The organism is Halopseudomonas sp. SMJS2 (assembly GCF_029866945.1).
Lineage (GTDB): Bacteria > Pseudomonadota > Gammaproteobacteria > Pseudomonadales > Pseudomonadaceae > Halopseudomonas > Halopseudomonas bauzanensis.
In genome coordinates this window covers 1-19,808 of record NZ_CP123445.1, presented here as the reverse complement: position 1 = coordinate 19,808, position 19,808 = coordinate 1, and the positions used below count along the sequence as shown (strand labels likewise).

Here is a 19,808-nt window from a genome sequence, read left to right as displayed (position 1 = left end):
CAGTGGCGGCTCTACTCCAGGCTCAGAACCGCGCCAGACACCTGATCGCAGCGGCAGCCGCCGCCGTGCGGTTCTCCACTCCAAGCTTGCGAAATACCTGCTCCAGATGCTTGTTCACCGTGCGCGGGCTCATGTCGAGGATCTGGCCGATCTCGCGGTTGGTCTTGCCGTTGGCGATCCACAGCATCACATCCGCTTCGCGGCCGGTCAGGCCAAGGGCATCACGCAGACGAACACTGGCATCCGAACTGCGCGGGTCGTCTATCAAACGCAGCAGGTTCTCCTGGGCGGATACGCGGGCCAGAAACTTGATCGATGGCCCGTCGGCACCGGCGCGTTGCGGCGCCAGATGATGCCCCGGCTGCGGCTGATGGCTCAGCCAGATGCCCAGCTCGTCAGCCAGCACCGCCAGATCCCCAGCCTGGCCATAACCGGACTGAGACAGTCGCTGATGCACCTGCGGCGTGGCCCACAGCATCTGCCCACCCTGATCCACTGCAAACAGGTACTGGCCGGTCTGGTCCAACGCCTGGCGGGTGCTCTGGACAATGCGGGCATTGGCCAGATGAACCTGCATGCGGGCAATCAGCTCGTCCGGATTGATCGGTTTGGTGACGTAGTCGACGCCGCCGGCGTTGAGCCCCATGACCACATGCTCGGTGTCACTCAGCCCGGTCATGAAGATAATCGGCACGTCCGCCAGCGCGGGATTGCGCTTGAGCTGGCGGCAGGTTTCGAAACCGTCCATGTTCGGCATCAGGGCGTCGAGCAGCACGATATCCGGAGTGATGTTGCGGCTGATATTGAGCGCCTGAGCGCCTTCCAGCGCCACCAGCACGGTCATGCCTGCATTTTCCAGCACGTCGTTGAGCATGCGGATGCTGTCGAGCGCGTCATCGACGATCAGTACGGTATCGCTGGTAGGGTTACGGGTACTCATGGTCATTTACCTGCAGGCGCTGGCCTATGGCTTCGAACTGGAAGGCGTCGGCCAGGCGGATCAACTCGCTGTAGAAGGCGGCATGCGCGACGTCCTGCTCACGCAACTGGTACAGCGCCTCAAGCAGACCCTTGCGGTGACCAATTTCGGCGAGCCCGCGCAACTGCTGCGGGGTGACCGGCGGCGCTGCGGTGGAGGCGATAAGCTCCGGCTGGGGCGGAACGCTTGCATAATACCAGTGCAATTCGAGCAGTTGGCCGATCTGTTCCAGCAACGGGTTGAGGGGCACCGGCTTGATGAAATAGCCATCGTGCAATCCTGAATGCTGCAATTGGCCACCATCGGCGGCATCGGCAGAGAGGATGATGACTGGCGCCTTGCAACCCTGCCCTCGCAACCGCTGCAGCAGACTCCAGCCATCCATACCGGGCATGTTGAGATCGAGCAGGATCAGGTCGACGTACTGATTGTGCACCAGTTCGAGCGCCAGCAGCGGGTTGGCCAGGGTGGAGACCTGAAAGCCAAGCGGCGTGAGCAGGCTGTTCATCAACTGGCGGTGCGAATCCTCGTCGTCGATCACCAGGATGCGCCTGGGCTCACCGGCATAGCCGCGTGGCGGCTGGCTGGCGGGCAGCTCACCGCGGCCTTCGCCGCGGATGCTGGACAACAACAGAGCGATCTTGAATTGGCTGCCTTGCCCCGGCGTGCTCTGGACGCTGATATCGCCTCCCATGATATCGCACAGCAACTTGGTGATGGTCAGCCCCAGACCGGTGCCAAAGGCGGTGGAGCCGGGATTGCGCACCCGTTCGAAGGGCTGGAAGATGCGTTCGAAATCCTCGCTGTGGATGCCTTCGCCGGTATCCTTGACTGTGAACTCGGTAACCCCGCTGCGGTAGCCCACGGTCAGGCTGAGCCCGCCACGCTCGGTGTACTTGATGGCATTGGACAGCAGGTTGATGAGGATCTGACGCAGGCGCTTTTCATCGGTTCGTACCCAGCGGGGCAAGCGGTCCGGGCAATGGAAGTGGAAGGCCAGGCCCTTGTCCTCGGCCTGCAGGCGGAACATATTGACCAGTTGATCAAGCAACAGGTCGATGCGCACCTCGCTCAGATTCAATTCAAGCCGGCCGGCCTCGATCTTGGAGATGTCCAGCAGCCCTTCGATCAGGTCGGCCAGATACTCGCCGCTACGGCGAATCACCGTCAGCGCCGGCCGACGCTGTTCGGGAATCTGCGGGTCCTGTTCGAGCAACTGGGCATAGCCGAGCACCGCGTTGAGCGGCGAGCGCAATTCATGACTGATACCGGTCAGGTAGCGGCTCTTGGCCTGGTTGGCCGCTTCGGCCTGCTCCTTGGCCTCCTGCAGGGCACGGTCGGTTGCCTTGTGCGCGCCGATTTCCTCCAGCAGCAGACGGTTCTGCCGGTTCGATTCCTCCTGCGCCACCCGCCGGCTTTCATGGGCCAGCACGAACAGCCAGCTGATCACCCCGGTGATGATCAGCAGGATGAAGAACACTTTCCACAGAGTGGTGCCCAGCAGCGCCTGAGCCTGGGTGTCGGCATCGATAAAGGGCGTCTGGTAATAGACCAGTGACAGCATCAGAGCGGTCAGGCCGTTGATCATCAACAACAACCCGAGAAAGTGCCCGACCCGCGAGCCGACCCGTGGCATCAGTCGCTCCGGCAGCAGCAGGCGCAACAGACGGCGCAATTGGGTGGCATAGTCGGCGCCCGGCTTGCAGTAATCGCCGCAGCGCACATCCAGCGAGCAGCACAGCGAGCAGATATGCCCGCCATAGGCCGGGCAATGGGTAATGTCTTCGGTCTCGAAGCGGTTCTCGCAGATGCAGCAGGCCAGCCGGCCGTCGCTTTCCGGTTGGATGCGGACCACCTCGCGCGCCAGATAGTAGCGGCCCCTGGTCAGCCAGGCGATCAGCGGCGCGGTCAGCAGCGCGGTGCCCAGCGCGATGAAGTGCGCCAGTGCGTGCGGCAACTCGCCGAAGGCTCCGGTAAAGCAGAGCATGCCGATCAGGGTGGCCAGCAGCATGGAGCCCACGCCGACCGGGTTGATATCGTGCAGATGCGCGCGCCTGAATTCGATATGCGGCGGCGACAACCCCAGCGGCTTGTTGATCACCAGGTCAGCCACCAGCGCCCCGGCCCAGGCGGTGGCGATGATTCCGTAATAGCCGAGGGTTTCCTCCAGCGCCCGATAGATGCCCAGCTCCATCACCAGCAGGGCGATGCTGACGTTGAATACCAGCCACACCACCCGGCCGGGATGGCTGTGGGTCAGCCGCGAGAAGAAGTTGGACCAGGCAATCGAGCCGGCATAGGCATTGGTGACGTTGATCTTGACCTGGCAGATGATGACGAAGATGCCGGCCAGGGCCAGCGCCACCTGGGGTGAGCTGGTCAGGTAGCCGAAGGCGACCATGTACATGCGCGTGGGGTCGGCGGCCTCCTCCAGGGGGATGGCATGATTGAGCGCCAATACCGCGAGGAAAGAGCCGGCCAGCAGCTTGAACACACCAATCAGTACCCAGCCGGGGCCGCCCGCCATTACCGCCGCCCACCAGCGCAGACGCTGGCCTGCCTTGGGTTCGGGAACGAAACGCAGAAAATCGACCTGTTCGCCGATCTGCGCCACCAGCGCGAACATCACCGCCGCCGCCGCGCCGAACATCAGCAGGTTGACGCCGTTGTCCGGCCCACTGCCGGGCTCGGTGCCGGCAAAGCTGGTCCAGTCCTCCACCGTGCTGACGTTCAGGTAGATGATGAACACGAACGGCAGCAGTTGCAGCACCAGCCAGAACGGCTGGGTCCATAGCTGGAAGCGGCTGATCAGGGTGATGCCGTGGGTAACCAGCGGAATGATCACCACGGCGCAGAGAATATAGCCGAGCGCCAGCGGCATGCCGAACAGCAGTTCCAGGGCCATGGCCATGATCACCGCTTCCAGGGCAAAGAAGATGAAGGTGAAACTGGCGTAGATCAGCGAGGTGATGGTCGAGCCGATATAGCCGAAGCCGGCGCCGCGGGTCAGCAGATCGCTGTCAACACCGTAGCGGGCGGCGTAGTAGCTGATCGGGATGGCGGTGAGAAAGATCACCGTACACACCGCCAGGATCGCCGCTACCGCATTGTTGAAACCATAGTGCAGGGTAATGGCGCCGCCGATGGCCTCCAGCGCGAGGAACGAAATCGCCCCCAGGGCGGTACCCGCCACCCTCGCTCCCGACCAGCGGCGGGCACTTTTGGCGGTAAAGCGCAGGGCGTAATCCTCCAGCGTCTCGTTGGCCACCCACTGATTGTAACTGCGCCGCACCCGGAAGATGTGTTGTCTGGCGGTCATGCTGCTCCCCTCCTGCCAGATCGGGTGACACTGGCGTACTGGCCTGCACCTTCATGGTGCACTCTCGATCTGGACAAGCCCTGGAATCCGCCCTCGGCCGGAATCCAGGGCTCCTGCCAAACCTATGCCAGATATATGCCAGTGCGCTCTCCTAGCCCTGTTTGCTGATATCCGCCATGCGTCAAATGACGTAGGCAGCTGGGGTATTTGTCGAATGGGCAGCCTGGAGACGGCTGCGCAGAATGCGAGACGTGGGCGCTGTGGCTGTCTCCGGCTCTGCCTCCGGTGACAGTAATTCAGAAGGATCAACCGATAACGAGGAAGCATCTATGGATCACTCCAATGACTCCAGGCCGTTCAAGCAGACACGCCGCAAGTTTCTCTCCACCACTGTTACGGCGATCGCCGCCGCGGTGCTGATGGCGAGCATGCCAATGACCCTACAGGCTGCGGCACCCGCCACCGCCGAGGTCAATACCACGGGCCTGGCGGTTACCGACGACACCGTGAAGGTCGGCATCCTGCACTCGATCACCGGCACCATGGCAATCAGTGAGGAAGGCTCGGTACAGGCGGAAATTCTCGCCATCGAACAGATCAACGCCATGGGTGGTGTGCTGGGACGCAAGATCGAATACATCCAGGAAGACGGCGCCAGTGACTGGCCAACCTTCGCCGACCGTTCCAACAAACTGTTGCGCCAGGACAAGGTCGCCGCGGTGTTCGGCTGCTGGACCTCGGCCTCGCGCAAGGCGGTGCTGCCGATCTTCGAGCGCTACAACGGCATGCTCTACTATCCGACCTTCTATGAGGGCCTGGAGCAATCACCCAACGTCATCTACACCGGCCAGGAAGCGACCCAGCAGGTACTTGCCGGATTGGACTGGGTAGCCGAAGAAAAGGACGCCAAGACCTTCTATCTGATCGGTTCGGACTACATCTGGCCCCGCACTTCGAACAAGATCGCCCGTACCCACATTGAGCAGCATCTGGATGGCCAGGTGGTCGGGGAAGATTACTTTCCGCTCGGTCATACCAGCTTCAACTCGGTGATCAACCGTATCCGCCTGCGCAAGCCGGATGTGATCTTCGCCTCGGTGGTCGGTGGCTCCAACGTGGCCTTCTACCGCCAGCTCAAGGCCGCTGGCCTGGACATGACCAAGGAAGACTTCTCCCTGCTAACCATCTCGGTGACAGAGGATGAAATCCTCGGTATCGGTGGCGAGAACATCGAAGGTGCCTATGCCTCGATGAAGTACTTCCAGAGCCTGCCGAACGAGAACAACGAAGCCTTCGTCAAGGCCTTCAAGGAGCGCTGGGGTGCCGATGCCGTTATCGGTGACGTGACCCAGGCTGCCTACCTCGGGCCCTGGCTGTGGAAAGCCGCGGTCGAAGCCGCCGGTTCCTTCGATGTCGACAAGGTGCGTGCCGCCTCACCGGATATCGAGCTGAACACCGCGCCTGAAGGCTACGTGCGTATCCACGAGAACCATCACCTGTGGTCCAAGGGCCGCATCGGCCACGCCCAGCGTAATGGTCAGTTCAAGGTTGTCCACGAGACCGAAGAGTTGATGGAGCCCGATCCGTTCCCCGCCGGTTACCAGTAACCGCGCCCCGGCCCGCACCCTTCGGGGTGCGGGTCTGGCACCGCCGGTGCCGCCATCCCTGTTCATTCGCCGGAGGAAGGACCATGTTCTCTGATTTCTCTGCCGCCGAGCTGACCGCGATCTTTGCCATGCAGGGATTTGCCGGTCTGATCCTGTTTGCGGTATTCGTTCTCATGGCCCTGGGCCTGGCCATCATCTTCGGCCAGATGGGGGTCATCAATATGGCGCACGGCGAGTTCATGATTCTCGGTGCCTATGTCACCTACATGACCTCCAATCTGTTCGCCAGCCACTTTCCCCAGCTGTTCGGCTCGTATTTCCTGTTCGCCATTGTTTTCGCCTTCTTCGCCGCAGCGCTGCTCGGAGCGCTGGTGGAATGGAGCATGATCCGCTTCCTCTATCACCGCCCGCTGGACACCCTGCTGGCCACCTGGGGCCTGAGCCTGATCATGCAGCAGGCCTACCGCTCGATCTTCGGTGCCCGTGAGGTCGGCGTGGTGATACCCGACTGGCTAATGGGTTCCTACCAACTCACCGACATGATCGAGGTGCCGATCAACGGCCTGTTCGTCATGGCCCTGGCGATCCTCACCACCCTTTTCGTCGCCGCCCTGATGTACCGCTCGCGCTGGGGCAAGCAGGTGCGCGCAGTGGTGCAGAACCGCCCCATGGCCGGCGCCGTCGGCATCAATACCGCGCGGGTCGATCGCCTGACCTTCGCCCTCGGTTGCGGCATCGCCGGGGTCGCCGGCAGCGCCTTCACCATGATCGGTTCCACCGGGCCCAGCTCGGGCCAGCTGTATATCGTCGATACCTTCCTCGTCGTGGTATTCGGCGGCGCCGGCAGCCTGCTCGGCACTGTGGCCTCGGCCTTCAGCATCTCGCAGTCGCAGTCGATCCTCGAGTTCTTCATGGGCGGCTCGATGGCCAAGGTTCTCACCCTGCTGGTGGTGGTGATCATCCTGATGTTCAGACCGCAGGGTCTGTTCAGTCTGAAAGTACGGCGCTAGGAGGAACACGCCATGCCATTCTCATCATTCAAGGACTACATGCCGCGCCAGGATCTGCTTGCCTTCGTGGTGCTGGCGCTGCTACTGGTAGTGATACTGCCGCTGACGCTCGATGTGATGCGTCTGAACCAGACCGGCAAGTTCCTCAGCTTCGCCTTCGTCGCCGTCGGTCTGGTGCTGTGCTGGGGCTATGGCGGGATTCTCAGTCTCGGCCAAGGGGTGTTCTACGGTCTGGGCGGCTACGCCCTGGCCATGTACCTCAAGCTGGAGGCCTCGACCCCTGAGAACACCAGCATCCAGACCACACCAGGCATTCCCGACTTCATGGACTGGAACCGCATCACCGAGCTGCCGTGGTTCTGGGAGCCCTTCAACAGCCTTGCCTTCACCCTCCTCGCCGTTGTGGTGGTACCCACCATAGTGGCCTATCTGATCGGCACGGCGATGTTCAAGCGCCGGGTCGGCGGGGTGTACTTCGCCATCATCACCCAGTCGATCGCCGCCATCCTGACCATCCTCATCATCGGCCAGCAGGGCCTGACCGGTGGAGTCAACGGCATCACCGATCTGCGTACCCTCAAGGGCTGGAACATCCATACCGATTCAGCCAGCTACGTGCTGTACTTCGTCTGCGTAGCGCTGCTGTTCGCCTGCCTGCTTATTGCCCAGTACATTCGTCGCAGCAAGACCGGGCGAATCCTGGTGGCCATGCGCGGGCAAGAGGACAGGGTGCGGTTTTCCGGCTACGACATCGCCAACTTCAAGATCTTCGTGTTCTGCATCGGCGCCGCCTTCGCCGGTATCGGCGGGGCCATGTTCACCTTGCAGGAAGGCTTCATGTCACCGAGCTTCGTCGGTGTGGTGCCGTCGATCGAAATGGTCATCTTCTGCGCTGTCGGTGGCCGGCTGTCGATCATCGGCGCGGTCTATGGGGTGCTGCTGGTCAGTGTGGCAAAGACCGTGTTCGGCGAGAACTTCCCCGAGCTCTGGCTATTCGCCATGGGCCTGATCTTCATCGGCGTGGTACTCGGCCTGCCCAACGGCATCGCCGGCCTGTACGCCACTTACGTCGGGCCGCACATTGATCGGCTGCTGGACCGGATCTTTGGCAAGCAAACCCCGTCGCACCAGGCACAGCCTGTTCAGTCGTCCCTCGAACCCAGCAGCCAGGGAGCCACCCCATGAGCGGATCCAATACCGACTTCATCCTCGCCGTGGAAGGACTGACCGTGTCCTTCGATGGCTTCAAGGCGGTCAACGACCTGAGTTTCTATGTTGACCAGAACGAGATTCGCGTGATCATCGGCCCCAACGGCGCCGGCAAGACCACGGTACTCGACCTGATCTGCGGACGCACCAAAGCCACCGACGGCTCGATCCGCTTCCGCAACCGCGAGCTGTCCCGGCTCAAGGAGCACCAGATCGTCAAGGCCGGGGTCGGGCGTAAGTTCCAGAACCCCTCGATTTATACCGACTTGACTGTGTTCGAGAACCTGGAAATTTCCTACCCCAGCGGACGCAGCGTTTTCGGCAGCCTGGCCTTCAAGCGCGACGCCGAGGTGATCGCACGAATCGAGGAAGTCGCCGGGCGCATCTTCCTCTCCGAACATCTGAATACCCAGGCGGACCTGCTCAGCCACGGCCAGAAGCAGTGGCTGGAAATCGGCATGCTGCTGATCCAGAAACCGGACCTGTTGATGCTCGACGAACCGGTGGCCGGCATGTCGGTCACCGAACGCCAGCAGACAGCCATCCTGCTCAGGGAAATCGCCAGGGAGCACACCATGATCGTGATCGAGCATGACATGCAGTTCGTCGCGGAGATCGCCGACAAGGTCACCGTACTACATCAGGGCAAGATCCTCGCCGAGGGTTCGCCGGAGAAGGTCAAGGCCGACCCCAGGGTCATCGAAGTCTACCTGGGACATTGAGAGGGGCAGCATATGTTGAATGTATCCGACTATTCAGTGGCCTATGGGCAGAGCGAAATCCTGCGCAAGATGAATTTCAGTGTCGGCAGGAACGAAATCGTCGCCATCATGGGCCGTAACGGCATGGGCAAGACCACGCTGATGAAATCGCTGATGGGGGTGATCCCCAGCCAGGCCGGCAGCGTGAACCTGGACGGCAAGGAAGTCAGCGGGCTCAAGAGCCACGAGCGGGTCAAGGCCGGATTCGGCTTCGTGCCCCAGGGGCGGATGATCTTCTCGACCATGACCGTCAGGGAAAACATCGAGACCGGCCTCACCGTGACCGGCCGGCACAGTGTGCCGAGCGACCTCTACGACCTGTTCCCGGTACTGCTGGAGATGCGCTCTCGGCGCGGCGGCAACCTGTCCGGCGGGCAACAACAGCAGTTGGCCATTGCCAGGGCATTGGCCAGCGATCCCAAGCTGCTGCTGCTCGATGAGCCGACCGAGGGTATTCAGCCATCAATCATCAGCGACATGGCTCGCACCCTGAAGATGATCCGCGACCAGCGCGGCCTGTCGATCATCGTTTCCGAGCAGGTGCTCAAGTTCGCCCTCGACATCGCTGACCGCATTCTGGTGATCGAGAAGGGCGAGATCGTTCACGAAGAGCTGCGCGCCACGGTCGACGAGGCCAAGGTCGCATCTTACCTGGCCGTGTAGACCGCCCCCAAGACAACCCAACGAAAGGAGAACGCCATGCGTCATGGTGATATTTCAAGCAGTAACGATACCGTCGGTGTTGCCGTCGTCAATTACAAAATGCCGCGCCTGCATACCCGCGAGCAAGTACTGGAAAATGCGCACCGCATCGCCGACATGGTCCGCGGCATGAAGCTTGGTCTGCCGGGCATGGATCTGGTGGTGTTTCCGGAATACAGCACCATGGGCATCATGTACGACAACGACGAAATGATGGCCACCGCCGCCAGCATCCCAGGCGACGAAACCGCGATATTCGCCCAGGCGTGCCGCGACGCCAACACCTGGGGCGTGTTCTCGCTGACCGGTGAACGCCACGAGGAACACCCGCACAAGGCGCCCTACAACACCCTGGTGCTGATCAACAACGAAGGCGAAATCGTCCAGAAATACCGCAAGTGCATCCCCTGGTGCCCGATCGAGGGATGGTATCCCGGCGACACCACTTACGTCACCGAAGGACCCAAGGGCATGAAGATCAGCCTGATCATCTGCGACGACGGCAACTACCCGGAAATCTGGCGCGACTGCGCGATGAAGGGCGCCGAGCTGATCGTCCGCTGCCAGGGCTACATGTACCCGGCCAAGGACCAGCAGGTGATGATGGCCAAGAGTATGGCCTGGGCCAACAACTGCTATGTGGCGGTGGCCAACGCCAGCGGCTTCGACGGGGTCTACTCCTACTTCGGCCACTCGGCGATCATCGGCTTCGATGGCCGTACCCTGGGCGAGTGCGGCGAAGAGGACATGGGCATCCAGTACGCCCAGCTGTCGATCTCGCAGATCCGCGACGCGCGCGCCAACGACCAGTCGCAGAACCACCTGTTCAAGCTGCTGCACCGCGGCTACACCGGCATGTACAACTCCGGTGACGGCGACAGGGGCGTGGCCGACTGCCCGTTCGACTTCTACCGCACCTGGGTGATGGATGCCGAAAAAGCCCGCGAGCAGGTCGAAGCCATCACCCGCAGAACCGTGGGCGTGGCCGAGTGTCCGGTCGGCGAGTTGCCGGTGGAAGGCAAGGAGAAGGCCGCCGGCGGCTGAGCCGCCGGCATGGATCGCTACCACAGACCAGGACATGCCATGCCCTTCGCCAATGAACGCATCGCCGCCAACCATGAACTGCTGGCCCAGCGCCCATCAAAAACCGGCCTGCGCCAGACCCGCTTCCTGTTCGACCCCGATCAGATCATGCAGCGGCTGGCCGGGCGCATCATCGGCCAGGATGACGCCCTCGCCGCCCTTGGCGGCCTGCTGCGGGTAGTGCGCGCCGACATCTGCCCGCCGCAGCGCCCGCTTGGCGTCTGCCTGCTGATGGGTCCTACCGGCACCGGCAAGACCGAAACCGTCAGGGCGCTGGCCGAGGCCATCCACAGCAGCACCGATGCCCTGTGCCGGATCGACATGAACACCCTCAGCCAGGAACACTACGCCTCAGCCCTGACCGGTGCGCCGCCGGGCTATGTTGGCAGCAAGGAAGGCCACACCCTGTTCGATGCCGACAAGATCCGTGGCAGCTACAGCAAGCCCGGCATCGTGCTGTTCGACGAACTGGAAAAGGCTAGCCCGGAGGTCGTCCGCAGCCTGCTCAACGTGCTGGACGCCGGCCTGCTGACCCTGCCGGCGGGCAACCGCCAGATCGACTTTCGCAACAGCCTGATCTTCCTCACCAGCAACCTCGGTGCCGCCGAGCTGGACCGCTACCACGGGCGTTTCCGTCACGGCTGGCGGCGCCTGTTGCAACCCCATAGCGGCCGCGAACAGCAGATACTGGAACAGGCCCTGCACCAGCGTTTCGACCCGGAATTCATCAATCGCATCGACCATATCCTGCATTACCAGCGACTGCCGGCGGATCGGGCTGATGTGCTGCTGGACCTGGAACTGATGAAACTGCATCGGCGTCTGGAGCAACACCAGGCCAGCCTCGACGTTACGGCCGAAGCCCGCCGCTGGCTGTGCCGCGAGTACGACCCGCGTTTCGGCGCCCGCGACCTGGCGCGCCGGGTACGCCACGAACTGGCCCCCGCCCTCGCCTGCGCCCTGCTGAGCGAACCCGAGGCTCGACGCTTCAGCGCCGAGCAGGTGGCCGACGGCATCCAGGTCCAGGCGCTCGACGATACCTACGTCAAATGACGTAGGTGGGGGTGTCATTTCACGAATGGCCGCCACCCTGCCCTTGCCCGATAGTGACAACGTGCTTTCAACCCTGAACCCATCTGTCCCGAGGAGTTGTGACAATGGCTGACACCATTATCAAGATCGACCTGAGCAAGCCCCCCTACGAAAACGACATGGTTCACAACCGCTGGCACCCGGACATCCCGCTGGTGGCCACCGTCAAGCCCGGCGATGATTTCATCCTCGAATGCTATGACTGGACCGGCGGCCAGATCGCCAACAACGACAGCGCCGATGACGTGCGCGACGTCGACCTGACCCAGGTGCATTTTCTCTCCGGCCCGATCGGTGTCGAAGGCTGCGAACCGGGTGACCTGCTGGAAGTGGACATCCTCGACATCGGCGCCTTCGCCGAAAGCCAGTGGGGCTTCAACGGCTTCTTCGCCAAGACCAATGGCGGCGGCTTCCTGACCGAACATTTCCCGGATGCGCAAAAATCCATCTGGGACTTCAACGGCATGTTCACCAAATCCCGCCATGTCCCGAATGTCGAGTTCCCCGGCCTGATCCACCCCGGTCTGATCGGCTGCCTGCCTTCCAGGGAAATGCTCGAAGAATGGAACAAACGGGAAAAGGAACTGTTTGAAACCGATCCCGAACGTGTACCCGGCCTGGCCAACCTGCCCTACGCCGACACCGCGCACATGGGTCGCCTGACCGGCGAAGAAAAAGCCAAGGCCGCTGCCGAAGGCGCCCGTACCGTGCCACCACGCGAGCATGGAGGCAACTGCGACATCAAGGACCTGTCACGCGGCTCCAAGGTCTATTTCCCGGTGTACGTCAAGGGCGGCGGCTTGTCCGTCGGCGACCTGCACTTCAGCCAGGGCGACGGTGAAATCACCTTCTGCGGCGCCATCGAAATGGCCGGCTGGATTCACCTGCGGGTCAACCTGATCAAGGACGGCATGGCCAAGTACGGCGTCAAGAACCCGATCTTCAAACCCAGTCCGATCAAACCGCGTTACGACGACTACGTGATCTTCGAAGGTATCTCGGTCGACGAGCAAGGCAAGCAGCACTACCTGGACGTACACATCGCCTACCGCCAGGCCTGCCTCAACGCCATCGAATACCTGACCAAGTTCGGCTACACCCCGGCCCAGGGCTACGCCCTGCTCGGCTGCGCGCCGGTGGAGGGACATATCAGCGGCGTGGTCGACGTGCCCAACGCCTGCGCCACCCTGTGGCTGCCCACCGGTATCTTCGACTTCGACATCAACCCCAACGCCAACGGACCCGAGAAGAAGGTCACCGGAGGAATGGACGTACCGCTGTCGAAGGACAAGGAGTAACCGCACATGCCCCTGTACGACTACAAATGCCAGGACCACGGCCTGTTCCATGCCTTGGCGACCATGGACGAATTCGACAAACCGCAGCCCTGCCCGCAGTGCGGCGTGATGTCAGCCAAGGTGATCATGCTCCCAACCCACCTGTTCAAGGTCGACGACAGCGAACGCAAGGCCCGGGACAGAAACGAAAAGGCCATGCACAGCCCGATCCTGTCCACACCCGAGTACCGCGCCGAAGAACAGGCACGGCACGAGTACAGGCATGGCAAGGGTTGTGGATGCGCTCATCAGAAAATGGGTAAGTCCAAGCTGTTCTGGACGGCCAATGGGGAGAAGATGTTTCCTTCCGCTAGGCCGTGGATGATCAGTCATTGAGCACTTGTCCCAATTCTACTCCGCGAACGTACACCGTTTCCGCGACAGAATGGCCATGCACCAACAGAAAGGCCCGATAGAAGATCTATCGGGCCTTTCTGTTGGTGCATGGATTGGTCATTTAACCTTGACCGACCGCTTAACTTTGTGTGAGCCATCAATTTTGCGCAAGATGGCCAATAACCTTGACCACCTACAGGAATCACACATCCAGGTTGGATACCGCCAATGCGTTGCGCTCGATAAACTCGCGGCGTGGCTCCACATGGTCACCCATCAGGGTGTTGAAGATCTGGTCCGCGGCGATAGCATCGTCGATGGTGACCTGCAACATGCGCCGGTTGTCCGGATCCATAGTGGTTTCCCACAGCTGGTCAGCGTTCATTTCGCCCAGTCCCTTATAGCGCTGAATGGTGTGACGGCGAGCGGTTTCGTTCATCATCCATTCGATGGCTTCCTTGAAGTAGCGGATCGGCTTCTTCTTCTCACCACGCTGAATATAGGCGCCGTCTTCCAGCAGGCTCTGCAGCTTCTCGCCCAGATCCGCGATGGCACCGTAGTCGTTACTGGCAAACAGATCGCGGTTGAAGGTCACATAACTGGTATGGCCGTGGCTGATACTTTCAACCTCGGGCAACCAGAGCTGACGTTCCTTATCCTCGCGCAAGCTGACCCGGTATTCCTGTCCGGAGCTCTCTTCTTCTTTTACCAATTTTTCAAATGAAATCAACCAGTTATCCATGAACGCCTTGTCTGCCAGATTTTCTTTCGTCAGGCGCGGCACATAGATCAGCTGTTCCATCAATACCTGGGGATAGAGACGGCCCAGGCGATTGAGGGTTTTCATTACACCACGGTATTCATTGACCAGACGCTCGAGACCTTCGCCGGTAATGCCCGGGGCGTGCTCGTTAACGTACAGGTAGGAATCCTCAAGTGCCGACTGGGTCAGATAATCCTCCAGCGCCTCATCATCCTTGAGGTACTGTTCCTGCTTACCTTTCTTGATCTTGTACAGCGGCGGCTGGGCGATGTAGATGTAGCCTTTCTCGATCAGCTCGGGCATCTGACGGAAGAAGAAGGTCAGCAGCAGAGTGCGGATGTGCGCGCCGTCAACATCGGCATCGGTCATGATGATGATGTTGTGGTAACGCAGCTTCTCGATATTGAACTCGTCACGGCCAATACCGCAGCCCAGTGCGGTGATCAGTGTGCCGACTTCCTGGGATGACAGCATGCGATCGAAGCGGGCCTTCTCCACGTTGAGGATCTTGCCCTTGAGCGGCAGGATTGCCTGCGTCTTGCGGTTACGGCCCTGCTTCGCAGAACCGCCCGCGGAGTCTCCTTCCACAATATAGAGTTCGGATAGCGCGGGATCCTTTTCCTGGCAGTCGGCCAGTTTGCCGGGCAACCCGGCGATATCCAGCGCACCCTTGCGGCGGGTCATTTCCCGCGCCTTGCGCGCAGCTTCGCGGGCCCGGGCGGCATCAATCATCTTGCCAACCACGGACTTGGCTTCGTTGGGCTTTTCCAGCAGATAGTCACTGAAGAACTTGTTCATTTCCTGTTCAACCGCGGTTTTCACCTCGGAGGAAACCAGTTTGTCCTTGGTCTGGGAAGAGAACTTGGGATCTGGCACTTTCACCGAAATGATGGCGGTGAGGCCTTCACGGGCATCATCGCCGGAGGTGCTGACCTTCAGCTTCTTCAGGAGGCCTTCCTGCTCGATGTAGCTGTTCAGCGAGCGGGTCAAGGCGCTGCGGAAACCCGCCAGGTGAGTACCACCATCGCGCTGGGGAATATTGTTGGTGAAGCACAGCAGACTTTCGTTGAAACTGTCGTTCCACTGCATCGCCACTTCCACACCGATACCGTCGTCGCGCTGGATGTTGAAGTGGAATACCGAGTTGATGGTGGATTTATTGACGTTGAGATATTCAACGAACGCGCGCAGACCGCCTTCATAGCGGAACAGCTCGCGCTTGCCGGTACGCTCGTCAATCAGGTGGATACCCACACCCGAGTTGAGGAAGGACAGTTCCCGCAGACGCTTGGCCAGAATGTCCCAGCTGAAGCTGATGCTGGTGAAGGTTTCCGCCGAGGGTTTGAAGTGAATCTGGGTGCCGCTGCCCTCAGTGTCGCCTATGGCCTCCAGAGGGGCCTGAGGGACGCCGTGACGGTAAGTTTGCTCCCATACCTTACCCGACCGGCGAATGGTCATGATCAGCTCTTCAGAGAGCGCGTTGACCACGGAAACCCCTACGCCGTGCAGGCCGCCGGATACCTTGTAGCTGTTGTCATCGAATTTACCGCCGGCATGCAGTACGGTCATGATGACCTCGGCAGCCGATACGCCTTCTTCGTGGATATCAACCGGGATACCCCGGCCATCATCCTGGACGGTAATGGATTCATCGGTATGGATGGTGATGGTGATATCCGAACAGTGGCCGGCCAGCGCCTCGTCAATGGAGTTGTCCACCACCTCGAACACCATGTGATGCAGACCGGTTCCGTCGTCCGTGTCACCGATATACATGCCGGGGCGTTTACGCACCGCATCAAGGCCTTTGAGCACCTTGATACTTGATGAATCGTAAGCTCTTTCTTCGGTCATTTATAATCACTCCCAGACATTATTCAGTCTGCACAATGCGTCCATGTTCCACGTGGAACATCGACAATGGTGTATCGTTTTTCCAACAATCCTGCATTTGCTGGTCATCAACACAACTAATAAAGACCTGACACTGCAGGTCTTCCAGCAGGCTGCAGAGCGCCCGGCGATGTCGTTCGTCCAATTCGGACGGCAGGTCATCCACTAGAAATACTGATTCCTGGGATGCTCCCAACTCGCGTAAAAGATAGCCTTGTGCGATTTTCAACGCACAAACAACCAACTTCTGCTGCCCACGCGATAAAATATCCACCGCGTTCATACCTTTTACGCGTAGCCGTAAATCCGCTCGCTGGGGCCCGACTGGGTATATCCCAGCTGACTATCGCGTTCGAACTGGTCGTCGAGCACTTGAGCCAAGGCCCGCTCCTTATCCCAACCGCGGTAGTAGCTAAGGGTCAGATCATCGAGCGGCAGCAACCGAGCCAGGATTTCCTCAAACACCGGCTTCAACCGCAGCAAGTAGGATCGTCTGAACTCGTCTATCCGCTCCCCGGCAGAAACCAACTCCGTTTCCCAGGGGACCAGCATCGAACGTTGTATTCTACCACGTCGCAGCAGGCTATTACGCTGTTTCAGACTTTTTTGCAAACGCTGCCATACTGCGAGGAACTGATGTTCCACGTGGAACACTCCCCAATCCAGATACTGACGACGTTGTTTCGGCGCGCCTTCAAGCAAGCGGAAACTGTCGGGATTGATCAGCTGTAATGGTAGCGTTTCGGCCAGTTGCGCCGTGCTACGCACCGTCTGCCCGTCAATGCGTATCTGGTAGTCGGCCTGTTTGCCCCGGGTGATGCCTATGGAACAAGCCAGGCCATTGCTCAGGACGAGCTCGGCAAAAACGGTGCAGGCATCCTGACCATGCTGAATCACGGGCTGCAAGCGGGTGCTTCGAAAGGAGCGCGCCAGGCCAAGAATATGGATGGCTTCCAATAGGCTGGTCTTGCCACTACCGTTGGCGCCGGAAACGATGTTGATGCGGGGGGAAGGGTGAAGCGTCACCGGGTGCAGATTGCGCACCGCGGTGACGGTGAGTCGCTTGAGCGGCATGCAGCTCAGAGACGCATGGGCATGACGACGTAGAGGCTGTCGTCCGATTCGGACTCCTGAACCAGGGCACTGCTGTTGGCATCAGACAACGTCATCTTGATCTGCTCATTGCTCAGCACGTTCATTACATCGAGCAGGTAGCTGACGTTGAATCCGATCTCCAGCGGCGCGCCGGAATAATCAACTACAGTATCTTCCTCAGCCTCTTCCTGCTCCGGGTTGTTAGCCTGGATCTTGAGCATTGCATCGCTGAGCATCAGTCGAATGCCGCGGTACTTCTCGTTGGACAGAATGGCCGTGCGGCTGAAGGCATTACGCAGGGATTGCCGATCAGCTAGCACCACCTTGTCACCGCCACGCGGCAATACCCGTTCGTAATCAGGAAATTTGCCATCGACCAGCTTGGAAGTGAAGGTGAAGTCGCCAGTGGTCGCGCGGATATGATGGGTACCGAGCGTGATATTGATCAGATCATCCGCTTCACCCAGCAGGCGGGCAAGTTCGAGAATCCCTTTGCGCGGCACGATCAGCTGGTATTTTTCCTGATAGTCGATATTGGCATCGACAGTACACATCGCCATGCGGTGCCCGTCGGTGGCAACTGCGCGCAGCTGGCCAGCGTTGATTTCCAGCAGCATGCCGTTGAGGTAATAACGAACATCCTGCTGGGCCATCGCGAAACCGGTGCGCTCGATCAGGCGACGCAGCTTGTTCTGGCTGACCGCGAAATTCATCGCGCTCTCGCCGTCTTCCACGTTCGGGAAATCCGCAGCGGGCAGGGTGGTCAAGGTGAAGCGACTACGCCCAGCCTTGAGAATAGCCTTGCCTTCTTCAACACGAAAATTGATCGTCGAATCGTCTGGCAGGGATTTGCAGATATCCATCAGCTTGCGCGCAGGTACGGTAATCTCGCCGGGCTCGGCCTGTTCTTCCAGGGGGATTCGGCCGATCAGCTCGACTTCAAGATCGGTGCCGGTCAGCGACAGTGTATTCCCATCAACGACCACTAGAACGTTGGACAGCACTGGCAATGTCTGCCGACGTTCGACGACACCAGCCACCAGTTGCAGTGGTTTCAACAGGGCTTCGCGCTGGATGGTAAATTGCATTGTCTTCCTTCGACCTCGTGCAGGTTGGCTGTTTGCCTGGTACATACGCTCAGGTGGTCAGCGTCCGTAGCAGGTTTTTGTAATCTTCGCGGATATCCGCATCAATTTCACGTAATTCCGCGATCTTTCTTGTGGCGTGCAGCACAGTTGTGTGATCCCGTCCGCCAAAGGCATCGCCGATCTCCGGCAAGCTGTGGTTGGTCAGCTCCTTGGACAGTGCCATGGCGACCTGGCGGGGCCGGGCGACCGAGCGCGAACGGCGCTTGGACAGGATGTCTGCCACCTTGATCTTGTAGTACTCAGCGACGGTACGCTGGATATTATCGATACTGACCAGCTTGTCCTGCAGCGCGAGCAAGTCCTTGAGCGATTCGCGGATCAGCTCGATGGTGATATCCCGACCCATGAAATGCGCGCTGGCGATCACTCGCTTGAGGGCGCCTTCCAGCTCGCGAACGTTGGAACGAATGCGCTGGGCAATGAAGAACGCGGCATCATGGGGCAGGTCAATACGCGACTGCTCGGCCTTCTTCATCAGAATGGCCACCCGTGTTTCCAGTTCCGGCGGCTCCACGGCGACGGTCAGGCCCCAGCCAAAGCGGGATTTCAGGCGCTCTTCCAGACCGTCGATTTCTTTCGGATAGCGATCACTGGTCAGGATAACTTGCTGGTTACCCTCAAGTAAGGCATTGAAAGTATGGAAGAATTCTTCCTGGGAGCGCTCCTTCTTGGCGAAGAACTGAATATCGTCAATCAATAGCGCATCGACCGAACGGTAATACCGCTTGAAGTCATTGATCGCGTTCATCTGCAGCGCCTTGACCATGTCGGCGACAAAACGCTCGGAATGCAGATAGACAATCTTCGCCGCAGGATTCTTTTTCAACAGATGATTGCCAACGGCATGCATCAGGTGCGTCTTGCCCAGACCCACACCACCATAAAGGAACAGCGGGTTGTAACCATGGCGCGGGTTGTCCGCCACCTGCCAGGCAGCCGCCCGGGCCAGTTGGTTGGATTTACCTTCGACGAAGTTCTCGAAGGTGAAACTGCGGTTCAGATAGCTGGTGTGCTTGACCACCGCATTATTCGGCTGGTCGGCCCGTTGCGGCGGCCGCGGGTCTTCTTCGCTGCGCTTGTCATAGGGGCCAGGCTCGGGTTGAAAGCCCTGGGTAGTCGCTTGCGCCCGGGGCGTCGCTGGCGGCGGTGGCGGTTCGGCGACGGGCGTTGCCGTGATAGCCGCCGGGGCAACGGGTGCCTGGGGCGCCGCCGCACTCGCCGCGCTACTACGGCGGCTGCCAATCAACAGCGAAACCAGCGGCGCCTGCCCCTGGGACAAATCATCCAGCAGTTCCTGGATGCGATTCAGATACTTGTCATTGACCCAATCCAGTACAAAGCGATTGGGCGCATACAGGCGCAACTCTCCATGATCCCCTTCTACCTGAAGGGGACGAATCCAGGTGTTGAACTGCTGGGATGGAAGCTCATCACGCAAAAAATCAATGCATTGCTGCCAGAGTACAACAGACAC

At 60.1% G+C, this 19,808-nt stretch carries 14 protein-coding genes and 1 pseudogene; 9 read left to right on the top strand and 6 right to left on the bottom strand.

The window, feature by feature from the left end; translation table 11 throughout:
• Window positions 1–22: 22 nt before the first annotated feature.
• Together QAO71_RS00075 and QAO71_RS00070 are read right to left on the bottom strand one after the other, a co-directional pair.
• A complete protein-coding gene (locus QAO71_RS00075) occupies window positions 23–940 on the bottom strand; it encodes a response regulator transcription factor (protein WP_280164966.1) in 918 nt (305 codons plus the stop codon).
• Window positions 927–4,298, bottom strand: a complete 3,372-nt coding sequence (locus QAO71_RS00070) for an ATP-binding protein (RefSeq protein ID WP_280164965.1) — start codon at window positions 4,296–4,298, stop codon at window positions 927–929. Before QAO71_RS00070 ends, QAO71_RS00075 begins: the two co-directional genes overlap by 14 nt.
• A 419-nt stretch (window positions 4,299–4,717) precedes the next feature.
• On the opposite strand from QAO71_RS00070, the gene urtA reads away from it, so the two are divergent.
• From urtA to QAO71_RS00025, 9 genes are all read left to right on the top strand, one after another.
• Window positions 4,718–5,905, top strand: coding sequence for an urea ABC transporter substrate-binding protein (urtA, locus tag QAO71_RS00065; protein ID WP_280165703.1), 1,188 nt, complete (start codon window positions 4,718–4,720; stop codon window positions 5,903–5,905).
• Window positions 5,906–5,988: 83 nt separating this feature from the next.
• Entirely contained in the window at window positions 5,989–6,915 is a 927-nt protein-coding gene (gene urtB / locus QAO71_RS00060; RefSeq protein ID WP_280164964.1) for an urea ABC transporter permease subunit UrtB, read from the top strand.
• A 12-nt stretch (window positions 6,916–6,927) separates the two neighbouring features.
• Entirely contained in the window at window positions 6,928–8,100 is a 1,173-nt protein-coding gene (gene urtC / locus QAO71_RS00055; protein ID WP_280164963.1) for an urea ABC transporter permease subunit UrtC, read from the top strand.
• Window positions 8,097–8,846: an urea ABC transporter ATP-binding protein UrtD gene (gene urtD, locus QAO71_RS00050; protein WP_280164962.1), complete on the top strand. Its 750-nt coding sequence runs from the start codon at window positions 8,097–8,099 to the stop codon at window positions 8,844–8,846. The genes urtC and urtD overlap by 4 nt, the downstream gene beginning before the upstream one ends.
• Before the next feature lie 12 nt (window positions 8,847–8,858).
• Window positions 8,859–9,548, top strand: coding sequence for an urea ABC transporter ATP-binding subunit UrtE (urtE, locus tag QAO71_RS00045; RefSeq protein WP_280164961.1), 690 nt, complete (start codon window positions 8,859–8,861; stop codon window positions 9,546–9,548).
• A 36-nt stretch (window positions 9,549–9,584) separates the two neighbouring features.
• A complete protein-coding gene (locus QAO71_RS00040; protein WP_280164960.1) occupies window positions 9,585–10,631 on the top strand; it encodes an aliphatic amidase in 1,047 nt (348 codons plus the stop codon).
• Window positions 10,632–10,670: 39 nt separating this feature from the next.
• A complete protein-coding gene (locus QAO71_RS00035; protein WP_280164959.1) occupies window positions 10,671–11,723 on the top strand; it encodes an AAA family ATPase in 1,053 nt (350 codons plus the stop codon).
• Between the two features lie 104 nt (window positions 11,724–11,827).
• The gene (fmdA, locus tag QAO71_RS00030; protein ID WP_280164958.1) at window positions 11,828–13,060 is read left to right on the top strand and encodes a formamidase; all 1,233 of its coding nucleotides are present in this window, start codon (window positions 11,828–11,830) and stop codon (window positions 13,058–13,060) included.
• A gap of 6 nt (window positions 13,061–13,066) precedes the next feature.
• Window positions 13,067–13,435 (top strand): FmdB family zinc ribbon protein, encoded by a 369-nt coding sequence (locus QAO71_RS00025; protein WP_280164957.1) that lies wholly within the window; start codon window positions 13,067–13,069, stop codon window positions 13,433–13,435.
• A 202-nt stretch (window positions 13,436–13,637) separates the two neighbouring features.
• Here QAO71_RS00025 and gyrB read toward each other — a convergent pair whose 3' ends face one another.
• The 4 genes and pseudogenes from gyrB to dnaA form a co-directional block, all read right to left on the bottom strand.
• On the bottom strand, window positions 13,638–16,052 hold the full coding sequence (gene gyrB, locus QAO71_RS00020) for a DNA topoisomerase (ATP-hydrolyzing) subunit B (protein ID WP_280164956.1): 2,415 nt from the start codon (window positions 16,050–16,052) through the stop codon (window positions 13,638–13,640).
• A 19-nt stretch (window positions 16,053–16,071) separates the two neighbouring features.
• Window positions 16,072–17,165: pseudogene (recF, locus tag QAO71_RS00015) on the bottom strand (DNA replication/repair protein RecF).
• 5 nt (window positions 17,166–17,170) lie between these two features.
• Window positions 17,171–18,274, bottom strand: a complete 1,104-nt coding sequence (dnaN, locus tag QAO71_RS00010; RefSeq protein ID WP_036991598.1) for a DNA polymerase III subunit beta — start codon at window positions 18,272–18,274, stop codon at window positions 17,171–17,173.
• A 49-nt stretch (window positions 18,275–18,323) separates the two neighbouring features.
• Window positions 18,324–19,808 (bottom strand): chromosomal replication initiator protein DnaA, encoded by a 1,485-nt coding sequence (gene dnaA, locus QAO71_RS00005; RefSeq protein ID WP_036991599.1) that lies wholly within the window; start codon window positions 19,806–19,808, stop codon window positions 18,324–18,326.

Coding starts and splice junctions, on each gene's coding strand:
- fmdA (WP_280164958.1), top strand. CDS start 11,828: ATGGCTGACACCATTATCAAGATCGACCTGAGCAAGCCCCCCTACGAA.
- QAO71_RS00075 (WP_280164966.1), bottom strand. CDS start 940: ATGAGTACCCGTAACCCTACCAGCGATACCGTACTGATCGTCGATGAC.
- QAO71_RS00025 (WP_280164957.1), top strand. CDS start 13,067: ATGCCCCTGTACGACTACAAATGCCAGGACCACGGCCTGTTCCATGCC.
- QAO71_RS00070 (WP_280164965.1), bottom strand. CDS start 4,298: ATGACCGCCAGACAACACATCTTCCGGGTGCGGCGCAGTTACAATCAG.
- urtD (WP_280164962.1), top strand. CDS start 8,097: ATGAGCGGATCCAATACCGACTTCATCCTCGCCGTGGAAGGACTGACC.
- gyrB (WP_280164956.1), bottom strand. CDS start 16,052: ATGACCGAAGAAAGAGCTTACGATTCATCAAGTATCAAGGTGCTCAAA.
- urtE (WP_280164961.1), top strand. CDS start 8,859: ATGTTGAATGTATCCGACTATTCAGTGGCCTATGGGCAGAGCGAAATC.
- QAO71_RS00035 (WP_280164959.1), top strand. CDS start 10,671: ATGCCCTTCGCCAATGAACGCATCGCCGCCAACCATGAACTGCTGGCC.
- urtB (WP_280164964.1), top strand. CDS start 5,989: ATGTTCTCTGATTTCTCTGCCGCCGAGCTGACCGCGATCTTTGCCATG.
- urtC (WP_280164963.1), top strand. CDS start 6,928: ATGCCATTCTCATCATTCAAGGACTACATGCCGCGCCAGGATCTGCTT.
- QAO71_RS00040 (WP_280164960.1), top strand. CDS start 9,585: ATGCGTCATGGTGATATTTCAAGCAGTAACGATACCGTCGGTGTTGCC.
- urtA (WP_280165703.1), top strand. CDS start 4,718: ATGGCGAGCATGCCAATGACCCTACAGGCTGCGGCACCCGCCACCGCC.
- dnaN (WP_036991598.1), bottom strand. CDS start 18,274: ATGCAATTTACCATCCAGCGCGAAGCCCTGTTGAAACCACTGCAACTG.